At 36.2% G+C, this 21276-nt stretch carries 13 protein-coding genes; 12 read left to right on the top strand and 1 reads right to left on the bottom strand.

Annotated features, from left to right (window positions below):
* Positions 1–105: 105 nt before the first annotated feature.
* Positions 106–5814, bottom strand: a complete 5709-nt coding sequence (locus tag MST30_RS03040; RefSeq protein ID WP_243472940.1) for a fibronectin type III domain-containing protein — start codon at positions 5812–5814, stop codon at positions 106–108.
* Between the two features lie 462 nt (positions 5815–6276).
* Here MST30_RS03040 and murA point away from each other — a divergent pair, with 462 nt between their 5' ends.
* From murA to MST30_RS02980, 12 genes are all read left to right on the top strand, one after another.
* On the top strand, positions 6277–7509 hold the full coding sequence (gene murA / locus MST30_RS03035; RefSeq protein ID WP_243472939.1) for a UDP-N-acetylglucosamine 1-carboxyvinyltransferase: 1233 nt from the start codon (positions 6277–6279) through the stop codon (positions 7507–7509).
* Positions 7510–7524: 15 nt separating this feature from the next.
* Positions 7525–8817, top strand: coding sequence for an oligosaccharide flippase family protein (locus MST30_RS03030; RefSeq protein WP_243472938.1), 1293 nt, complete (start codon positions 7525–7527; stop codon positions 8815–8817).
* Between the two features lie 3 nt (positions 8818–8820).
* Positions 8821–9678 carry a UDP-N-acetylmuramate dehydrogenase gene (gene murB / locus MST30_RS03025; RefSeq protein WP_243472937.1) on the top strand — a complete coding sequence of 286 codons (858 nt, stop codon included), beginning with the start codon at positions 8821–8823 and terminating at the stop codon, positions 9676–9678.
* A 45-nt stretch (positions 9679–9723) separates the two neighbouring features.
* The gene (locus MST30_RS03020) at positions 9724–10923 is read left to right on the top strand and encodes an O-antigen ligase family protein (RefSeq protein ID WP_243472936.1); all 1200 of its coding nucleotides are present in this window, start codon (positions 9724–9726) and stop codon (positions 10921–10923) included.
* Positions 10924–11676, top strand: a complete 753-nt coding sequence (locus MST30_RS03015; RefSeq protein WP_243472935.1) for a sulfotransferase family 2 domain-containing protein — start codon at positions 10924–10926, stop codon at positions 11674–11676. It begins immediately after the preceding gene.
* Complete coding sequence (locus tag MST30_RS03010) at positions 11661–12707, top strand: glycosyltransferase family protein (RefSeq protein ID WP_243472934.1); 1047 nt, start codon at positions 11661–11663, stop codon at positions 12705–12707. Before MST30_RS03015 ends, MST30_RS03010 begins: the two co-directional genes overlap by 16 nt.
* Positions 12704–13819 (top strand): CapA family protein, encoded by a 1116-nt coding sequence (locus MST30_RS03005; RefSeq protein ID WP_243472933.1) that lies wholly within the window; start codon positions 12704–12706, stop codon positions 13817–13819. Before MST30_RS03010 ends, MST30_RS03005 begins: the two co-directional genes overlap by 4 nt.
* Positions 13819–15390, top strand: coding sequence for an asparagine synthase-related protein (locus MST30_RS03000; RefSeq protein WP_243472932.1), 1572 nt, complete (start codon positions 13819–13821; stop codon positions 15388–15390). The genes MST30_RS03005 and MST30_RS03000 overlap by 1 nt, the downstream gene beginning before the upstream one ends.
* A gap of 3 nt (positions 15391–15393) precedes the next feature.
* Complete coding sequence (locus tag MST30_RS02995; protein WP_243472931.1) at positions 15394–16491, top strand: glycosyltransferase family 4 protein; 1098 nt, start codon at positions 15394–15396, stop codon at positions 16489–16491.
* Positions 16492–18630, top strand: a complete 2139-nt coding sequence (locus MST30_RS02990; protein ID WP_243472930.1) for a bi-domain-containing oxidoreductase — start codon at positions 16492–16494, stop codon at positions 18628–18630.
* A gap of 89 nt (positions 18631–18719) precedes the next feature.
* Positions 18720–19937, top strand: a complete 1218-nt coding sequence (locus MST30_RS02985; protein WP_243472929.1) for a delta-aminolevulinic acid dehydratase — start codon at positions 18720–18722, stop codon at positions 19935–19937.
* A gap of 1 nt (position 19938) precedes the next feature.
* Positions 19939–20637 (top strand): WecB/TagA/CpsF family glycosyltransferase, encoded by a 699-nt coding sequence (locus MST30_RS02980; protein WP_243472928.1) that lies wholly within the window; start codon positions 19939–19941, stop codon positions 20635–20637.
* Positions 20638–21276 lie beyond the last annotated feature (639 nt).

The raw sequence follows: 21276 nt of genomic DNA, 5'->3' as shown, positions 1-21276 counted from the left end.
TAATAAAAGTATCTTAATTTTTGGTGTTTGCTCCTTATTGAATTAAAAAAGCGCAACTGTTAAGTCGCGCTTTTTTTTCTTAATTTCTTAATGTTACAATAATGATTATCTAATAATCACTTTTTGAGATTTCTCTTGTACTCCATTACTTAAGGTCACCACATAAACACCATCAGAAAAATCAGAAGCATCTATTTGGTTCACTAAGTTATTACTGTTTAATACAGAGTGGTGTACTAAGCGACCTTGTAAGTCATACACTTTTGCAGTAGTCTCACCTTGTAATACTCCATGTACATATAGCGCTCTTGGAGTTGTTTTAGTGTAGATCTTAAGGTTATCAAAATCTACATCTGTAGTAGATAAGGATTGCTGAGCAAATCTAATATAGAATCTTCCCGTACCAGTAATATCAGATATTGGGTTAATCACATAATCAGAAGTGTTTAACAATGTCGTTGTATTATTTAAGGTATCGTCTAAATAAACATTTACAGTACTCGGTAATGTGGTTTCAGATATTGTAAACGTTAGCTGCTCACCAGCATTTGCATTAACACCTAACGGAATAACTGTGTTAGCCAAATCTGTTGTGTTTAAAGCTTGTAAAGCAATTGGCATACCAGTATTGTCCTGTACTAAATTTGAATACAACGCAAAACTTGGAATAGTGCCACCCCAAATCTGAGCATCATAACCGTGGTCTAAACCAGCAGTAGCATTATCATTAAAGTAGAACTGCGTTGTAAAGTCTTTAGTAGCTGTACCTGTGTTTAACTTTAAATATGTAAGGTCACTAGAGTTACGACCAACAATAAAGTCGTCTCCACTTCCTGCTACGCGCATCGATGGGTCAAAGGTAATGTCGTAACCAGCAACAAAGGCATCGTTTGCAGCAACAAAGAAACCTTGTCCAGGAGTCATATCTTTAGCACTAGCATTAGCTAAGGTAATAACATCCCAGCCGTTAGAAGCACTACCATCGTAGCCATAGATACCAGAAACATCTTCTAGTAAATCAATGTTAGTTGTACCATCTCCTAAGTCGTAATTTAAGAAAAGGGTCATGTCTAGATACGTGGTGTAAGGGTTTCCTATAAGATTCCAATCAGGGAAATTAGCTCCGGTATCCTCAATATTTACAGTAACCATAGAAGTCTCTACAGATCCAGTAAAAGATAATGTTGTACCAGCATCAGTTCCGGCTCTATAACCTGTACCACTGTTTAAGGTTGCTACCGTTGCATCGGTATAAAGTAACCAATCATCAGTAGTTTTATCAAAAGGACCAAATAAATAAGTCGTTGGGCTTGTGTTACCATCATCTAATAAATCTGCAGCATTACTACCGTCAGCTAAAAAGTCTGCCCATGTTTGTCCTCCAAGTGGTGGTGATATTAAATCGTTACCGTTGCTATTGGCATTTGTATAGCGTTCGTAAATCACGGTACCACTAACGGTTCCGTCTAGCATTAAATTAGAATAATCGTTAGATGCAGACTCTAAAGTCATGCTGTTAGTTAGTGCTAATGTAACTCCAGAGTTAACGGTCATACTCGCTCCTGGGTTTACAACAACATTATTACACTCCGTATTGGAAGATATAATAGCATTACCAGAAACAACAGTAATATCATCAACATAAGAAGCTACACCGTTAGGGTCGCTTGGTGACCATGCACCATTATAGGTATAGGTCATAGGAACCGGAATGGCCTCAACTCTAAAGTTATCGATATGGAAATCTATATCTCTTCCTGAAGCTCCTTCAGAAGTATAGAAAGCAAATTGTACCGTAGTTCCTGTAATACCTGTTAAATCAACAACCACCATCTCGCCAGAAGCTGCAGGTATATTGGCAGCAAAATCGTAAAGTGTCGTCCAGTTAGTACCATCGTTAGAATAGACTAAGCTAATGACATCTCCAGCGCTTAGTGCATCTGTCAACGCTGTAGATCCAAAGTCTGTCAAAGCAGCGTCAACACGGATTTGATACCCATCCGCAGATAAATCAAATGATGGAGTCAATAACCAATTAACATCTCCACTTTGCCACAAATTAATATTAGCAGCACCTCCTCCGCTAGTTGAGGTATGAGCAAATTCTTCTGCTAACCATCCACCAGATCCTGTAGTTGCAGGTCCAGCAGTTAAATCTCCATCTTCACCCTCTTCCCAACAATCAGGAATATAGCTTGCGAAATCTTCTAAATAATCAGGAAGAATGCTTACACAAGGATCAGCATCCGTAGTCGCACTTGCAGAAGGTACAGTGCCATCTGTTTTATAATCAATGTTAGTTCCAAAATTAGTATAAGGATAAATTTCAAACTCATATAATGTACTAGCGGTTAAACTTGTAAACGTATAGGTTTGTACTCCAGAAGCAACTTTAACTTCAGCCTCATCGTCAGACCAGTTAGTGTCAGTGGTGTCGTCGGTACCATCTACTGGGACGTAGAATGTAGCAGCACCAGTTTTAGCAACAATTAAGAAACCGTCAGCTTGTTGCGCACCATCATTATCATCCCATGTTAAAGTAATCTCAGTGTCAGAATCTGCTACTGCTGCAAAAGTCAATACGTGGTTTGTCGGTTCTGGCTTAGCGTTAACCGTTAATACACCAGAAACAAAGCTAGAGCCATTCCAGAAATCACCTCCATCACCATCACTAATGTCATTACCTCCATAGACATAAGGACCGCCATCTACACTAAATCTACTTACATAGTAATATGTGCCAGGTGCTAACGAAGCTCCAATGGCTAATGCGTATTCATCATTGTTTCCAGATTCCCCAAAATATGGAGCAGTAGTCCACGTCCAATCACCAGTTTCAAAATCGGCAACTTCTGTGGCGTCAACAGCACTAATACCTATTTCGGCAGTGATGTTTGTTCCGGCACCAGCACCTGCTGTATTGCTATCTTCATATATTTGAGCATAAACATCTGCAGTTCCACCAGCAGTAATTGTTGCTGTACCTGGGAATTGTAAATTAACATAGTCAGGAATATTTGGTGTGCTGGCATTTATGTATAAAGTACCTGCATCAGCAGTATCAGAAGTTGAAGCATTAAAGTTGCTAGCAAAAGTAGTGTTGAAAGCTCCAGCCACAACATAATAAGTTCCGGCAGATAACCCTTGTAGGGTCAATGAACTTAAGCTGCCTGTTCCTCCATCATCATCACTGCCTAATACATTTCCAAACACATCATAGAGTGCTATTTCTGTATCTATACCAGAGCTAGTTTCAGTATCCACAGTAATCTCAGAACAATTTCCGTCATAAATAAGTTCCACCCAAACAACATTGTCAGTTGCTGAGGCATAGGCAACATTAAAACTATCTGAAGCATTACATCCTGAGATATTAAGCGTAGCCGACGTAGTTGGTGGTGGTGGTAATACATCTAACTGTCCAGAAACAAAGTTGGTGCCATCCCAAAAGTTTCCACCAGAGCTACCAGGAGTGATACCTCCATAAGCAAAAACACCTCCGTCATATCTAAAACGACTTGCATAGTAATAATTACCACCAGATAGTGCAGAACCAATTTCTGCTTGGTATTCATCATTATTTCCACTATCTGAATTGTATGTTGCTGGTACCCATGTCCAGCTAGCAGTTTCAAAATCAGCTAAGGCAGTAGCATCTGTAGTGCTATAACCTATCCATGATTCTATATTTGCACCTTGGCCTATAGCTTCAGTAACACCAGCCTGATATATTTCAGCATAAGCAGTAAAATTGTCACCCTCGTTAATACTACCACTATTAGGGAATTGTAAATTACAATAATCTACAGTAGCACTAGATGGTATAGCAGCTACTCTAAATTTACCAACATGAAAATCGTAATCTTGTCCGCTAGCTGTGCCAGAATTAGCCCATATTGCAAATTGTACAGTTCCTGTATAAGCGGTTAAATCTTCAACATATTCTGTGCCTGATGGTAGTGGTTCATTGCTGGCATTCCAAGTTGTTAGGTTTGTCCATGTAGTTCCTCCATCAGTACTAATTAATAACTGTACTTCATCATCTGCTCCCATACTATCATCTGTACTAGAACTTTGCCAATCAGTAACAGCAACATTAATTTCTAATTGATAATCATCAGCACTCATGTCAAATGAAGGAGATAAAAGCCATTCTCTTATAGAGGTTCCGTAAATATTAACGGCATTACTACTGCCAATGGCATAAGAAGTGCCACTTCTCCAATCCGAGAAACCAATACCAGAAGGTCCTGTTCCAGGGTCTCCAGATCCTGCTTCCTCCCAACAAGAATCAGGAGCATTAGTTGACATATCAGCATTGTATTCTGGTACAATTGTAGCACATGGTGTCGTAAAACTAATAGGTCCAGCCCAGCTACTAGTGCCAGAACCTCCACAATCAGTTTGAACATATAAATCGTATGTTGTTTCAGCCGTTAAACCAGTAGCAGAAGCTGTAGTTGATGCAGATGTGCCACTTGCAGGAGCTCCTGCTGTACCTTGGGCAGTACCGGTTGGTTGTACTTCCCAATTATATCCCGTAGGAGTTCCTGTAGATGGGGCAGTCCAAGATAAATCGGCAGTAGTTGCGCCAGTAGCTGTTGCTGCTAAATCAGAAGGCTCAACACAAGAAGGGATTGGTTCAATTAAAATATTGTCTAAATAATAAGAATCATAGGTTCCTGTTTGTCCATGTTTAAATGCTAAGTGCATATCACTTCCTACAGGGATATTAATGGTGTAACTTTCGTAATCACTTGTAGCAAGTGTAACAGCTTGTATTTCAGTAAATGTTGAGGGGTCTGTCTCATCAGACATTGTTCCAACAGATAGTACTTGGCCAGAACTTCCATCGACATCAAATGAAACTCTATTTAATCCAGAGGATAAATCTGTGGTACTAGGACTTACAAGAATATAATTTCCGGTTGAATCCAAAGAATTATACATATAAAAAGAATTTGCACCATAAGAACTTACATAGCCATATCCAGTACCTTCATCTATAAACGACCAACAATTTGGTACATTTGGGCTAGAAGAACTACCCGTAGCTGTGCTGTCAAAATCTTCAGTATAAGGTACTGTAAAAACGCTGCAATCAGTTGTAAAACTAACAGGTCCAACCCATTCGCTAGTGTCTGAACCTCCGCAATCTGTTTGTACATATAAGTCATAAGTTGTACCAGACATTAAACCAGTAGCAGAAGCTGTAATTGAAGCAGATGTACCACTTGCAGGAGCACCTGTGTTACCTTGAGCAGTGCCTGTTGGTTGAACTTCCCAGTTATATCCCGTTGGAGTTCCAACAGTTGGAGCAGTCCAAGAGAGGTCGGCAGAAGTAGTTCCGGTAGCTGTTGCTGCTAAATCTGTAGGGTCGCCACAAGTAGGTGGTGCTGGTACAATGATTTCAAAAGAGGCTTCTAATTCATCTGCAGGAGTTTCCCAAGAGCTGGTACTGTCAACTGTTAATGGGTCATCTGGTGAGGCACCTCCGTTGTCACCAATTACGTTTCCGTAAGCTGTAACAGAAATAAGGGTGCCATCCCAGCCATCAGAGTACCTGTCATAGCAATTAACATAGTAAGTACCTGGTGCAATGGAGATATCTTCGTTGATAAGCCCTTGACCATTGCCATAGCTGCCATCACCTTGTCCCCATACCTGAGTGCCACTACCGTCAATACCAGTTGTAATGCTTACCCATTTTTCTGTGCCGTATGAGCCTCCAGAGGTAGTAATGTTGATTGTACTTTGTGCAAATCCAATTCCGCATATGAGTAGCGTAAATAGGAAAATGTAAATTTTCTTCATAATGATAGATTAATTAATACGTAAAACATCACACAGTAAGGTGATGACCAAGGTAGGTGAGGGTCTGTAGAATCTTTGGGAATCCTTAACAAATAGTTAAGTTTTTGTTAAGGGTGAAGACAAATATATAAATAATATTGAGTTAACAATAAAAATGTAGGTGAATGGTAGAAATTCTTTAAAAAGCGTTTAAAATTTTGAGATAAAAATACGTTTTAACTTAAAAAAATAAGCATCCCAAATCATGATTGCAGTCATTGCGAAGTTTTCATAGAAAACTGTGGCAATCTCAAAATAGAACAATCAAAAATCAAAAATTGTATATCGTAACGGTTTCTTAAACGAAAAGGCTACTATTTTCTTAGGAGGTTGTTGGAATTGGTTTAGATTTGCATTATAGTCTTTCACCCTAATCTTTTTTATATAGATACCAGAGGTTGATCAGGCTTTTTTACAAAAAAAATGGATATACTCAAAATACAAAAAGCACAACTTCAAGGTCAGGTAAGATTAAGTGGTGCTAAAAATAGTGGGCTTAAACTACTTACGGCGTCTGTGTTAACAGATGAAACAGTTGAAATCTCTAATGCACCTATTGGGTTGTTAGATATGCAGGTACATATTAAGATGCTCAATAAAATGGGTAAAACCTGCGAGGAAGGAGATAGGTATTTAAAAATAACAGAGAATACCATTAACCCAGAGCTTTTATGGGATGAGCGCTCCATAAGAAACTCTTTACTAATTCTTGGTACATTAACCACCAGATTTGGCCAAGGTAAAGTGCCACTACCAGGTGGTTGTAAGTTAGGTGAGCGCAAGTACGATTTGCACGTCATGATTTTAGAGCAAATGGGAGCCAAAGTTTGGGAAGAAGATGGTTATCTGTGTACAAAAGCTAACGGTAGACTTCAAGGAGGAGATATCCACTTATCAATGCGCTCTACTGGTGCAACAGAAAATGCCATTCTGTGCGCATCCTTAGCAAAAGGAACAACAACAGTCTGGAATCCACATATACGACCAGAAATTATAGACCTTATCACCATGCTCAATAAAATGGGAGCAAAAATTAAGGTCTTTGGTCAAAAATGTATTGTTATAGAAGGTGTAGAAAAATTAAACGGTGTAAAGCATAGTGTTATACCAGATAATATGGAAGCACTAACATGGGCTATTGGTGCTGTAGTAACCAATGGAGATGTAGAAATACTAGATTTTCCTTTTGAGCATCTCGAAGTACCTTTGGTACACTTAAGAGAAAGTGGTATGCAGTTTTACAGAGGTGAGAATTCGTTGATTGTAAGAGGAGGCGAAGCTTATCCTATAGATATTAGTACAGGCCCATATCCAGGTATCAACTCAGATATGCAACCTTTGTTTGCTGTGTTTGGTGCGGTATCCAAAGGAGAATCTCGTATTATAGATTTAAGATTTCCTGGGCGTTATGGGTATGCCGAAGAATTAGCCAAAATGGGAATGGATTATCAAATAGAGGGAGACTTACTCAAAATACATGGTGGTAATCCGCTTAATGGCGCTACAGTTACAGCTTTAGATCTTAGAGCAGGTATCGCATTGGTCTTAGCAGGACTAACTGCCGAAGGAGAAACCACCATTGAAAATGCTTGGCAAATTGGTAGAGGATATGAAAACCTACATGATAAATTGAATGGGCTTGGGGTATCTTTGTAATTACATGCTTTTATTTTGAATTCATTTTTAAAAGATATTTTTAGTGTAGGTGTTTCAAAAGTATTGATTATAGTTTTTGGACTTACTACATCTATAATTGTTGCAAGAGTTTTAGGACCAGAAAGAAATGGTATTATCGCAGCATTACTGGTTTATCCTTCATTATTTATGTCTATAGGCTCTTTAGGAATCAGACAATCTACCACCTATTTTTTAGGTAAAGGAATATTTACTGAGAATGAGGTAAAAAAAGCCATAACCCAAATATGGTTTATTACGACAGTTTTTAGTGTTATAGTGTGTTTTATACTCATCCGATATTTCAGTAAGTCTGGTGAAAATCTGTGGTTAGTACTGTTGGCGTTAATGCCAATACCATTTAAACTATTTAACACATACAATTCAGGGATTTTTTTAGGAAAGAACGAGATAAGTAGTTTTAATAAAATTAACTGGATACCAACGGCTTTAATATTATTGGTCACTGCTGTACTAGTGCTTTGGTTGTCCTTTGGGATTTCTGGTTATTTAATAGCTATGATTGCTGGTCCTGCATTTATAAGCTTAGTGTTACTCTTCAAAAATAAGTTTATTAAAGCTTTTGGATTTGATTTCAATTGGGTAATTATTAAACGAATGTTATCTTTAGGGGTAGTTTATGCAATAGCACTTTTAGTTATAAATTTAAATTATAGAATAGATGTCATTTTGTTAGATAGGTTGAGTTCTGCTTTTGAAACTGGTATTTATTCTAAAGGTGTTAGCGTTACAGAATATCTATGGCAAATTCCAATGTTATTGAGTACTATTGTTTTTGCACGTAGTGCAGTTTCAAAAAACGATATGGCCTTTTCAATTAAGGTTGCGCAATTGCTGCGGCTTTCAGTTTTAATTATAGGTATTGGGGCTTTATTATTATTTCTCCTCTCAAAACAAATTATAGTCTTAATGTATGGTGAAGCATTTGTTAATAGTGTCTTAGTTCTAAATGTATTATTGCCTGGTGTAGTTTTGTTGACTATTTTTAAAGTGATAAATATGGATTTATCTGGAAAAGGAAAACCTTGGGTATCTTTAAAAGCAATGCTACCTGCTTTAGCGATTAATGTTGTTTTAAATTTTATTTTTATACCGCAACAAGGTGCTTCTGGTGCTGCTTTGGCTTCTACAATAAGCTACACAATTGCGGCAATATTATTTATACATTTTTACAGTAAAGAAGTAAGCATACCAGTTAAAGAGATTCTAGGATATAAGAAATCAGATTTTAAGCCAATCATTCAAATTCTTAAAAAAGTAAAGAAGTAAGTTATGATAGCGTATAAAGATTTTGATTTAACAAATTATAACGCCTATAGAATAAAAGCGATTTGTAAGAATGCTTTTTTTCCAGAAAGTGAAGCAGATCTTATTGCACTTTATACCAAAAAACAAGACTATATACTTTTAGGTAGTGGTCATAATATTATTTGTTCTAAGCCGTATTATGATGCAGATTTTATCATCTTTAATGGTAATTTTAATACACTTAGGGTAGATGAGGCTACACGTGTAATTGAAGCAGAAGCTGGCGCAACCATTTATGAGGTAAGTAATGTAGCACAAAAACACAGCTTATCTGGCGCAGAGTTTTTTTACGATATACCAAGTTCTGTTGGTGGAGCTGTAGTGATGAATGCTGGTACCAAAGAAGGGGAGACCAAAAACATTTTAAGCAAGGTACGTTACCTCGATTTAGCAGACATGCAGGTTAAAGAAAAAAGCAGTAAGGATTTAGAGTTAAGCTATCGCAATAGTCTGTTTCAAAAACAAAAGGATAAAGTCATTCTAAAAGCTTGGTTTCAGTTACAAGTAGGAGATGCAGAAGAGATAAAAATAATAATGGAAGCCTCAAAAGCTAGACGTTGGGAAAAACAACCCAGAGAATATCCTAATTGTGGTAGTGTGTACAAACGACCTCCTGGTCGTTTTGTCGGACCCATGTTAGATGAGCTTGGTCTTAAGGGGTATAGAATTGGTGGGGCAGAAGTCTCAAAAAAGCATAGTGGGTTTATTGTAAATGTTGGTGATGCAACAGGTAAAGATATTTTAGAGCTTATTAAGCACACCAAAGAACAAGTAAAAGCTAACTTTGGTATAGATTTAGAGGTTGAGCAACGTATAATCTAAGAGAAGTAACTTTAGTAGGCTTTTTTACAGAATAATGATAATTAAATGGGTATAGCAAAATCAAAAAAAGGACTGGTATTAATACTCTTCTTTACGCTGTTGTCGTTCTTAGATTTACTGTATCCGTCAAAAGGTGATAATGTAGATAGAATAGTGCCGCAAATTGGTAGAGCAGCTTTTTTTGGTACTATGTTGGTGTTTGTTGTTTCTAATCTCATTAAAGGCTACAGAATACCACAATCTATAGTTGGTAAAGCGGTTAAATATTTGTTGTTTCTTTTTACAATTTTAAGCTTGCTGCATCTAAGTTTGGTATTAGACAATATAACTTCAGTAATAAAAATATTGTATTGGATAACAGGGTTTTACTTCTTTTATCAGGCTTTAATTTCAGGTGTGATAAAAACTAAGCATATAGAGTATTTTACTATTGCTGCCGTACTTATTTATTTCTTGGTAGTTCTACGAGATTATACGAACCGTAATCTATGGGAAGGTTCTAAAGACTTTTTTGTGTCTAATAATGCATATCATTTGCTTAAGTTTTTTCCTTTGGTATTACTGTTTCAAAACAAATTAAAAAATGTTTTAATACTGCTCATAGCAATTGGTATTGTTTTAGCATTTAAAAGAGGGGCATTGTTGGCGTTTGGTTTGTCGTTTGTTATATACTACTTGTATATCTTGTTTAAGGAGAAAAAAGGGAAACTAAAAAAACTAATCCTAGGGATTGCTATTGTGGCTGCTGGTGCTTACTATTTTATTCAAAATATTTCTGTGTTTCTAAGCCGATCAGAAGATTTAGAAAGTGTGGATTCTGCGGGTTCTGGTCGTGGACAAATGTTTAGACTTATTGCAGAAGATATGATTTTGGATAATTTTCAACCACTAAAGTTCATTTTTGGTAATGGAGTTTATGCGTCTAAAGAGTTTTTTCAAAAAACAATAGGTCACAAAATTGTAGCACATAGTGATGTTTTAGAGTTCTTTTTTGATTTTGGTCTTATAGGTCTTGTCATCCTTATATTATTTTATTATAGAGTATACAAGTTATATCGTTTTTTTAGAAAAGAATATTATGGCATGGTACTAAAGATTTGGTTGGTCGCTAGTGGGTTAAGTTCGTTATACTCAATTAACTTATTTGCCGCAGAAATGATTTATGCTATTTTGCCAATCGTGCTTTTAGAACTTGAGAGATTAAAGAGATTGAGAAACCATAACACAAACACATTAAAGCATTAGATGAAGAATTATGCATATGTTCATATAGAAAAATGTGCAGGAACCAGTTTGCATAAAATATTGGAGTACAACGATTCTAGATATTGGGTATTAAACCCAAAGGTGTTTCATACAAATGGGAAAGAGTATCCACTTCAAAAAGAAGATACCAATAAGATTTTTAAGTCTTATTTTGTTAACGGAATAGGCGGCCATGCTATCAGGCCTTATAGATTAGATGCTCAAAATATAAGTAGTGCTTTTACCTTTTTAAGAAATCCATCCGAAAGGTACGTAAGCCATTATTTGCATCAATTTTCAAAGATGAATCTTGTAAGAACTTTTGAGGAATATTTGCAAGAAGACTATTACCATAATTTTATTACAAAAGCATTGTCTCTTAATGGCGATGTTGTGGAGGCTAAAAACGTATTAGATAAAATGGCTTATGTTGGCGATATGAAAACCTTTAACCAAAGTTTATTAGAATTAAATGCAACGGTATTTAATAATCGCTTAAGCATGTACAAAAAGCATGATATGAAAGGTGTGTCTTCTAAAAAAGCTAACAAGATAATTTTGCAATTCAAAGAAGATATACACAACAACAATCAGAAAGATTGGGAGTTGTATGATTATATAAGTAGTGAAGCTTTCAGGTCAAAATTTAATGTTGGTATTGAAGATGTAAAGTATTTAGAGGTGTCAAAAATGTTAGACTTTAAGAGAAAAGTGTTTAGAGTAATTAAAAACAAGACATGGTCTTATTTATAGTATCTACTTGGGGAGAGGGTAAAGGAGGTCATTTTAATACTTTGGCTACATATATTAATGGTTACAAAGGCGAATATCACTTGCTTGTTGTGGGCAAAAAAATACCATTTGTATTACAGCACTTTCAGGCAAAAACAACCAGAATCGATTTTAAATGGATGCCAAAGGTAAAATGTGTTAAAGATGTAGAAGTGATTCACTGTTTCGATCAGTGGGCTTATCTATATGGTTATCGATTAGCTTTAAAGTATAAAGGTATAAAGCTAATACTTACAAAAAGTGGAGGTGTTAATGCAAAGTGGTTTCCAAAGGCAACCAATATGTGGTTGATTAGTAAGGAAAACTATGATTTTTACAAAAACTTTAAAGTAGTAAAGCACATAGATTACTATGATAACCGAATCATAGATTTTCCACTGGCAGAATTAAGTTCAGACTTACAAGTTATTAAAGATAAGAGTACCGTTGTACTCAGAATAGGAAGGGTTTCAGAATATTACAATACATCCTTTACAGCATTCATAAAAGCGGCAAAACAAATAAAGGACGCTAAGTTTATCTGTATTGGCTCTGTTGAAAGTGAAGCATTAAGAGAGCGAATGGTCAGCGCAAACATTCTTGTTTTAGATAATACAAAGTATACCTCTAATGCTAAACAATATTTGTCTGTTGCAGATGTTTTTGTTGGTCAGGGACGCAGTGCTATGGAAGCAATTGCTAAAGGCATTCCTACATTCGTTTACAATAAAAAAAATGATGACCTTTGTATGGTGGATGGAAACAACATTAATGAGGTAAAATGGGCTAATTTTAGTGAAAGGGCAAATTTCGATTTTAACACTAGACTTTCCTCATATTTAGAAGAGAATAACAACGCAAAAGTTGAAGAATTAAAAGATTTTGTAAAGTATAATCCTAACAGAATTGTAGAGTTTTACAAGGCAACAAAACCTCAAAAAACAAAATGGATGTACTTTCCAGTGCCACTTTTTTTAAGATATATATTAAGGTTAATTAAGCATAGGAGATGAAGATAATAATAGGAGGAGATGTAAGCCCAATAAATACTAATCACGATTATTTTAAAGAGAACAGTGCTTTGTTTGGTAATTTTCAGGAAGACTTTAATACATCAGATTTAAACATTATAAATCTTGAAGTGCCATTAACAGATAGTACTACCAGAATAACCAAATCTGGAGCAAATCTAAAAGGGCCAATTTTTGCGGCTGGGTCACTCAGAGATTCAAACATTCATGTAGTTAGCCTAGCCAATAATCACATGGGTGATTTTTCAGACGAGGGTGTAGTAGAAACTTTAGAAGTTTGTAAAATTAATAACATATTAACTGTTGGGGCGGGTGTAGATGCAGGTAGTGCGAGGAAACCATTAATATTTAATGAAAGATATAAAATTGGGATTTTGTCGTTTTCAGATACTGAATTTGGTGTAGCTAAAAAAGACAAGCCAGGGGTTAATCCGATGGATTTATGTGATGTTACACGAGACATATTAAATCTAAAAGATCAAGTAGATTTCACTATTGTTTTGTTACACGAGGGTAAAGAGCATTATGAGTATCCTTCACCAAACCTTCAAAAAATATGCAGATACATATGTGATATGGGTGCAGACTTGGTGGTATGCCAGCATTCTCATATAGCAGGTGCTTGGGAAAGATATGGGCAATCAAATATTTTTTACGGACAAGGTAATCTCATGTTCGATTATGTTAATCGTAATACCAATCATTGGAAAACAGGATATTTAATACAAGTTGAACTATCAGACGGAAAAACTGAAGTTCAGCAAATACCTTTTAAACAAGGTTTTCCAGGGATTTTAAAATTAAATAAAAACGAAGAAGCTGAGTTTTTTGCCAAGTCCAACGAAATGAAAAAGAATGTAGTCGATGAAGTATTTATTGAACAGGCTTGGAACAAGTTTATTAATAAGTATAGGTTAGTCTATTATAGCATTTTTAGAGGACATGGTAAATGGTTGAGGAAGTTAAATTCAAAGCTTGGATTAACCAATTGGTTGTATAACAAAAAGAACAAAGCAATACTTTTAAATGTTGTTAGGAGTAGAGTACATCGAGAAGTTGTTGTAGATCTTTTAGAAAAAGAAATTAAAAATTAATGGCATTTAAAGAAACTTCAGAGCATTTGTTTCAATCACCAAAATTTCTATCAAATAACTTAGTTTTTGATAGTTTTAATGAAGCACTTTCCAATACATCTTCAAGTGTAAATCTAGATATTGCTGCCATTCAGTCGTATCTGTCTTTTGGGTATATATGTGGTAATAGAACCCTTTTGCATCAGATTGAACGCCAACCATGGCTTTCAGATATTAGGGATAACAAGGTGGTATTAAGTAAAGTGCCTGAACATGGGTTGTTTACAGAGCAATTTCAGGTCCTTTCGGATGTGTTTTTTAAACTTTTGGTAGAAGAAGCTAGAGAAGTAGTCAGAGAATATAAGGATATATATATTCTACTTTCAGGTGGTTTAGATAGTAGGATTGCGGTAGGTGTTTTTAAATACCTTTACGATAATGGTGAGCTAAAAGAAAAGCCAAAAACAGTGTCTTGGGGATTAGAAGATTCAAGAGATGTAGTTTATGCTAAGAATATTGCTAATATTTTGGATTTTGAATGGATACATGTACCACTTCAACCAAATAATGTCCTTGAAAATATAAACGTTACAGCAAAAGAATTAGGTTTGTTGCATTCTCCAGAGATGTTGCATAGTATGCTTTGGTTTAGAGATTTACCAAAAGATGCTTTGGTAATAGCTGGTAGTTTTGGAGACTCTATAGGTAGGGCTGAGTTTAGTAATCTTCATTTACTACAACTAAAAAAGCCTAAACCAATTGATAGATTTAATTTACTTAATTCTGAAGCTCAAAAGTATGGGCAAGAGCAAGTATATCAGGATATAAACGCACTTCAAGATAGAAGTCCTAATGCAAAACCCTATGCGTTAAGAGAGCATTTTATGCAAGGTTATAGAATGAGAGGAGGGCTTTGTAATGCCTTATCGGTAATTAATGGTAATGCTAAAATTTACCAAATGTTTACATCACCAAAAGTATATAAATATATTTGGTCGCTTCACCCTTCGGTAAGAGGTAATGAAATGTATGAGCATCTGTTTAAAACCAATTTTCCAAAATTAGCACAGTTACCATGGGCTAGAACAAATAAAGCACTAAGTGGGAAAACTCAAGGTGCTGTAAATGGGTTAAGGCTACATTACCATGAATATACCAAATGGGCAAAGAATGAGTTAAGAGCAGATTTAGAAAATCTGATAGATTTAGATTGGTTCAATCAGTTTCAGATATTCAACATCAATAGTATAAAAGAACTTAGGGAGATTATTAGGTCAAGCGAAGTTAGAGTAGGTAGGGCTAATGATATTTGGCTTTGGTTAGCTGGGTTTAGAGTTTATGTAGATCATCTGGAAAAGCAAAACCACCAGTTAATTTTAAAACCTTATGCACATATTGAGAGTCAAACAGGTAAACAGAAGGTGTCTTTGATGGAACAGTTAAACAACAATGTTTTAAATAAAAACGAATTTATTAATTCGTTTTCAAAAGATATAAGAACCAAATTTAGAAAACATCAAACAAAGAAATTAAAGCAAGAGTATTTAGGTAAATATCCACCGCTTACATTAAATAAAGATTTGTTTTTATAGTTAATGAAAAAGAAGTTACTCATACTTAGCGTTCCTCCTCCATTTGGTGGCGGCGAAATAAGAGCTAGGCTTATGGCAGATTATTTTACTAGTCATGATGATTTTGTAATTATAGAAAATTCTAACAAATCCAAGAATAAGTCCAATCAAGGAAAACTACTAATAAGCAATGTTGTAATTAATATTGGCTATATCATAAAGAATTTATGGACTATTATTAAGGTAAGGCCAGCAGTAGTGTATTTGTCCATACCCAAAAATTTCATTCCACTTCTCAAAATAGTACCTGTTTTATTATTTGCTAAAGTGTATGGAGGTAAGGTTATAGGTGAGTTAGCAGGAAGAAATTTTTATTTCTTGGAACAAAAGGGGATGCCTTATAAATTAGGATTGAATATTTTAAAGAAGTTTGATAGCATAAGGGTCTTAGGAAATACAGTAAATAAGACATTGGCTGAACATGGATTAACTTCTATTACAGTTATAGATAATGGTGTTGAAATACCAAATCAAAGTGATAATAAGGTAAAAGCGTTGACAGGGCAAAAAATTAGAATAGGTTTTGTTGGAGCACTTCATAAAAATAAAGGCATATTTGTTCTGGCTGAAACGGCAAAAATTTTAGCAATTGAAGGGGTGGATTTTGAATTATCAATAGCTGGAGAGTGGGAAAACAATGAGGATAAATTAAAAGTTGAACAGTTTATAGATAAGCATCAGCTACATCAAAAGGTTAAATTTCTTGGATTAATACACAACGAGGATAAGTGGAATTTTTACAAATCAATAGATTTATTCTTATTGCCATCTTATAATGAAGGTCAACCATTGGTTTTAATAGAAGCAATGGCTTTTGGTATTCCTGTGGTTTGTTCAGGTATTGGGGCAATACCTGATACAGTTGTTTCTGGTTATAATGGGTTTATCATCAATGATTTTTCGGTGTCAAACTATGTGCTTAAAATCAAAGAACTTACAGATAGCAAGGAAATATATAAAACCATATCTTCTAATAATTTAGATACCTTTGACAAAAGATTTCGAGTAGAAGATTATTTACAAAACATCCATAGTTGGATTAACAGTAATTCTAAAAATTAAATGCAACAACTCACACAAAAACTAGGCTCAGGCGATATGATGATACAAGACGTACCTTATCCGCAATTAGGTAAAGGCATGGTCATTGTAAAAAATCATTATTCTATAATCAGTGCAGGTACAGAGGGCTCAACGGTTGTAGCCGCTCGCAAAAGTCTTATTGGTAAGGCTAAAGAGCGTCCGCAACAAGTAAAACAAGTGATAGATACCTTAAAAAAGCAAGGGCCTGTACAAACCTACAGAGCAGTGATGAAAAAATTAGATGCCTATTCACCATTAGGTTATAGCTGTGCAGGTGAAGTGGTAGAAGTAGGTGAGGGAGTTACCGAGTTCGAAATCGGTGATAAAGTAGCGTGTGCAGGTGCAGGATATGCCAACCATGCAGAGATTGTATCCGTTCCGGTAAACCTTTGTGTAAAATTAGAAAACGATGCCAACCTTAAAGATGCAGCCTACAATACACTAGGAGCTATTTCTATGCAAGGAGTGCGTCAGGCAGATTTACGATTAGGTGAATCTTGTGTGGTCATCGGTTTAGGATTGTTAGGTCAGCTGGCAGCATTAATTCTTAAAGCATCTGGTGTTACGGTGATTGGTATAGATGTGTCTGAAGCTGCGGTTAATCAGGCAGTAGAAAATAAAGTTGTTGATTTAGGGTTAACAAGAAATGCAGCAGGAGTTGAAGAACAAATTCTAAATGCTACAAAAGGTCATGGTGCAGATGCGGTAATCATAGCTGCGGCAACATCAAGTTTAGACCCAATTAATTTTGCTGGTGCCATAGCGCGCAAAAAAGGTAAAGTAGTGGTTCTGGGTGCGGTACCAACTGGGTTCGATCGCGATCCGTATTGGTATCGTAAGGAGTTAGAATTAAAAATGGCATGTTCTTATGGTCCTGGGCGCTATGATCTTAATTATGAAGAAAAAGGGATAGACTATCCATTGCCTTACGTGCGCTGGACAGAAAAGCGAAACATGGAGGCATTCCAAAGTCTCATGGCAACCAAGCGTATAGATATTGGCTACTTAACCACGCACGAGTTTGAATTCGATAATGCCAAGGACGCTTTCGATTTGGTAGTATCTAAATCAGAACCGTTCACAGGCATTGCTCTAAAATACGATACATCTAAAGACATTTCTAAAGCTAAAATAGCAACGTCTGATACTACTAAACTCGGAAAGGTTAATATTTCTTTTATTGGTGCTGGGAGTTATGCGCAAGGAAATTTATTACCTAACATTCCTGAGTCTGCTGAGGTTGGAAGAGTAGGCGTATTAACAAATACAGGAACAACATCTAAGCGTGTAGCAGAAAAGTTTAAGTTTCAATTTTGTGCTACAGAAGAAACCGATGTTTTAGACGACAAAACCAATACAGTCTTTGTGGCGACGCGTCACGATTCGCATGGGCCATATGTTCTAAAAAGTTTACAAGCCAATAAAAATGTATTTGTAGAAAAACCGTTGTGCTTGTTAGAGACAGAATTAGAACAAATTATTGAAGCACAAGCAGCAAATAAAAAATCAGTAATGGTTGGCTTTAATAGACGTTTCTCACCTTTAACCAAGAAACTTAAAAAAGCAGTGGGTAATAACCCAATGACCATGATCTACAGAATCAATGCAGGTGCAATACCAAAAGATACATGGATACAAGATGCTGAAATAGGTGGAGGTAGAATTCTTGGAGAAGCCTGCCATTTCATAGATTACTTAACATATCTCAACGGAAGTTTACCAACTAAGATAACGGCATCAGCATTGCCAGATGCCAATCAGTTAAATGATACCCTAAACATTTTAATTCAATTTGAAAACGGTTCTTCAGGAGTTGTTGGCTATTATGCAAATGGGTCTAAAGCAATGACTAAAGAATATGTTGAGGTGTTTTCAGCGGGTATGTCTGCAACGTTGAGCGATTTTAAAGAATTAAAGATTTACGGAAAAGGGAAGCCAAAAAAGAAAAAGCTCCTTAATCAGAACAAAGGTCAAAAAGAAATGGTAGAAGCCTTTGTTGATGGTTTACTTAAAGATGGTCAGGCACCAATTCCTTTTGAAGAAATTGTAGCAGTAACAAAAGCATCATTTAAAGTTTTAGAATCTATAAAGCGCGGAGGTGAACAAGTCGATGTTTAATTAGCGTCAGTTCGAGTGTCCCGACCGTTTACGTCGGGATGTATCGAGAACCAATGCAAAAACTACAGTTTTCTTTAAGTCAATCGAACATGACAAATAAAACAAATGCGGATAGAAATCTGATGAAGTTTAGAACAAGCTTCCAAAACCTCAAAACCTACTGCGAAACCCAAAACTTCGCAGGTTGGGACCCTTACGATGGTTTAAACTCTAAAGTGTTTCAAGCATTACCCTTAAAACATTGGGATTTGGCACGCTTGGCCTGGATACAAGGCTTTAAGCGCAGTCCTGTTAATTTTAGGAAACTATTACTGGTGCCTAAGCAGCACAACTCAAAAGGAATAGCATTATTTCTTTTAGGCTATTGCAGGTTATACCAAGCAGCCAGTAATGGTAAAACCGAATTCGGAACCTCAGAACAACTTTTAGAAAAGATAAAGTACATAACCCAACTACTTTTAGATATGAAAGTAGAAGGCTATGCAGGCGCATGTTGGGGCTATAACTTCGATTGGCAGGCAAGACGACTCTTCCTATTCAAAAAAAACACACCAACAGTAGTAGCAACAGCCTTTTGTGTAGAAGCATTGATAGAAAGCTATAAGATTACACAAGATGAAAACGTACTAAATACAGCCCTTTCATCAGCAGAATTCGTACTACAAGATTTATCCCGCACAGCACACGGTAATGGCCACATCTTTTCATACAGTATCAAAGACGGTAATAATACGGTAATCAATGCATCCCTATTAGGTGCAAAAATTTTAAGCTATGCCTACAAATACAAGCAAAAGCAAACGTATTTAGACATGGCAAAAAAAGCGGTTATAGCAGCATGCGATTTGCAAGAAGACGATGGCTCTTGGATTTATGGATTATTGCCAGTACAATCCTGGAAAGACAGTTTCCATACCGGCTTTAATTTAGATGCTATAGAAACCTATCAACAAAATACGGGCGATACCACGTTTCAGGAATACATAGATAAAGGGTGGAAATACTATACAGCGCACTTTTTTGAAGCAGATGGAAAGCCAAAATATTATCACGATAAAACCTACCCTATAGACATTCATTGTCCGGCACAAGTCATAGTAACAGCTTCAAAGCTCAAGCAATTCAAAGCACATACAGAGCTGTTAGAACGTACACTAAATTGGACGATTGAAAACATGCAATCTAAAAAAGGTTATTTTTACTATCAATACAGACAAGGCATGAGTTCAAAGATTCCATACATGCGATGGAGCAACGCTTTTATGTTCAATGCAATGGCACACTATTACCTAGAAAAAAACAAATAATATGCAGTCGCAAGCCCTAAATAACGTCATTACCTACGCACCAAAATCTAGAGAACAGCTCATAGACTATGCCTTTGAGCACCATAAAATCCTAGTAGCCGTAAATGCCGAAAAAATTCTACATGCTACCGATCAAAGTCGAGCAATCATTAACCGAAACTTAGGCTATCCAGATGGTATTGGTGCCGTTTGGGCATTACATAAAAAAGGCTATAAAGAGGTGGTTAAAATTCCAGGATGCGAACTTTGGTTAGACATTGTAAAAAAACACCATAAAACGAAGGCCTTTTATTTGGTAGGAGGCAAACAGGAAGTTATAGATGAAACAGTAGCGAAGCTAAAAGAAGACTTTAAAAGCATCAACATCTGCAATTACAGAAACGGCTACATTAAAACCGAAGTTGAAGAAAAAGAACTCATTGAAGATATCGTAAAACATCAACCAGATGTGGTCTTTGTAGCTATGGGCTCACCAAAACAAGAACTTTTAATGGAGCGCATACAACAGCAACATCAAGCCGTATATCAAGGTCTGGGCGGAAGCTTCGATGTGTACACAGGCAATGTAAAACGAGCCCCAAAATGGTGGGTAAAGAACAATTTGGAATGGGCCTACAGACTCATTAACCAACCCTCAAGGATCAAACGTCAAATACACTTGGTACGTTTTTTAGCAAATTTAATGCTCGGGAAATATTAAGTACTCATACAGTAATAGCTGTTTAGCATTTTGAACACAAGCCAAACCGCCACGTCAGTTCGAGTGTTTTATTCGAAGCATGAGAATAAAATGTATCGAGAACAACAAAACACAAATTACCCTCACTGCAAGGAACGAAGCAGTCTTATAAAAAAAAGCTACCAGAATAAACCATCACTGCGATGTAGACCTGAAAGCCTCACTAAAAGCAGTCTCAAAAAGAAAAAACACAAACAAAACCGCCACGTCAGTTCGAGTATTTTATTCGAAGCATGAGAATAAAATGTATCGAGAACTAACAAAACACAAATTACCCTCACTGCGAGGAACGAAGCAGTCTTATAAAAAAAGCTACCAGAATAAACCATCATTGCGATGTAGACCTGAAAGCCTCACTAGAAGCAGTCTCAAAAAGAAAAAACACAAGCCAAACCGTCACGTCAGTTCGAGTGTTTTATTCGAAGCATGAGAATAAAATGTATCGAGAACCCATGAACCCATACCCGCAGCAGCACATCAAACCCAAATTCCGACACAGTCGGAAACTGCTGTCAGCAGTATATATAAACAAAATCCGTTAAAAAAAAGCTGAAGCCATGGAAGCCATTATTGTCATGCTGAACTTGATTCAGCATCTCA

It is taken from the genome of Winogradskyella sp. MH6 (assembly GCF_022810765.1).
GTDB lineage: Bacteria > Bacteroidota > Bacteroidia > Flavobacteriales > Flavobacteriaceae > Winogradskyella.
This window is presented reverse-complemented; position numbering and strand designations above follow the sequence as displayed.